Origin of the sequence: Bartonella sp. TS25HLJMH, assembly GCF_042193505.1 — a bacterium.
Lineage (GTDB): Bacteria > Pseudomonadota > Alphaproteobacteria > Rhizobiales > Rhizobiaceae > Bartonella > Bartonella grahamii.
The window spans coordinates 1-1,271 of sequence record NZ_JBHILV010000068.1; the positions used below are offsets into that span (position 1 = coordinate 1).

Below are 1,271 nucleotides of genomic sequence, written 5' to 3' on the forward strand. Positions count from 1 at the left end.
GAAACAGCAGCTTTTGGCACGGCGATGATTTCTGCTGGTATTGTCCCTGAGAGTGCCGCGCGTGGTTTTAATGCCATGAGTGCGCGCATTCAGGCAGGGGGCAAACATATTGAAGAGGCTTTTGCCAATATTGGGCTTTCCCGCGAAAAATTCATGCAAGATCTCGATAAAGATGCCACCGGTACCTTGGTACGCTTTTTTGATGTTTTGGCCAAATCCGAACAGGGCATGCGCTCGCTGATTGCCATTGCAGGGCGAGATTTTACTGGTGATTTTGCCAAATTGGTGGGCAATCCGGAATTGTTAGGGCAAGCTTTAGATTATGTGAAAGATCCACAAGTCTTTAAAGGTTCTGTAGAACAAGAAGCAGACAAACAAGCAACCGGTGCCATGCGGCAATTTGAACTTTTGCAAAATCGTATTGTGGCTCTGGGGATTAGCATTGGTGAAGTGCTTCTGCCCCCCCTCAACAGTTTGATGGAAAGTGTTGGCAATTTTACCAATGGGCTTATGGCGTGGGCGAATGCCCATCCCACTTTAACAAGCGCCATCATCAAAACCATTGCCGCTCTGATGGCTTTTAATATTGCTCTGCGCGTGTTGCGCTTTACCATGGCTGGCACACGCCTTGGGCTTCTTCAATTGATCACGTCTTTTATTAAGCTTAGAGTACTCAGTCGTGGTGTTGCTGCAAGCTGGCGGGGCTTAGCAGCCGCAGGGCGCTCGCTGGGCTTGCTAACCGCGGGTCTTGGGGCAAGTTCACTCCGACTTTTACGCCCCATGACCTTGTTGGTCGGGGCTTTACGGGGGATTGCTGTCTCAGGAAGTGCATTTGCTGCCTCTTTTGGCTCTGTTGGGACAGTGATCGAAGTGGTTGGGGCTGGTATTGCCTCTGTTGCGGGGGCTATTTTTACTCCAATAGGGGCTGCGGTTGCTGCTGTTGTGGCGGTCATACTGGCTGCTGGTTTTGCTTTGTGGAAATATTGGGATCGTTTTTCTTCTTTTATGAAGGGCTTTGCACGGGGGGTATCTCGGGCTTTTGGGCAAGCCTTTGAAGCTGTTATGCGCTTTTTTGGTGCTGATACCACCACCATTACGCGTTGGAAAAATATAATCGCCAATGCTTTTGATCTCTCTCAAGTTTGGCAAAAGTTTAAACAAGAGCTTTCCTCTGTTGCCGAGTGGTTTGGCAATTTGTGGGAGGGCGTTAAACAAAGCTTTTCCAACTTTTGGCAATGGTTGAAGAGTTTTTTTACACAGGAAAAGCTCTC

Annotated in this window: 1 protein-coding gene; it reads left to right on the plus strand. The window is 48.7% G+C overall.

Annotated features, from left to right (window positions below; all coding sequences use genetic code 11):
- Positions 1-1,271: phage tail tape measure protein (locus ACFINF_RS09235; RefSeq protein ID WP_375620591.1), on the plus strand; the 1,271-nt coding region annotated here is incomplete at both ends.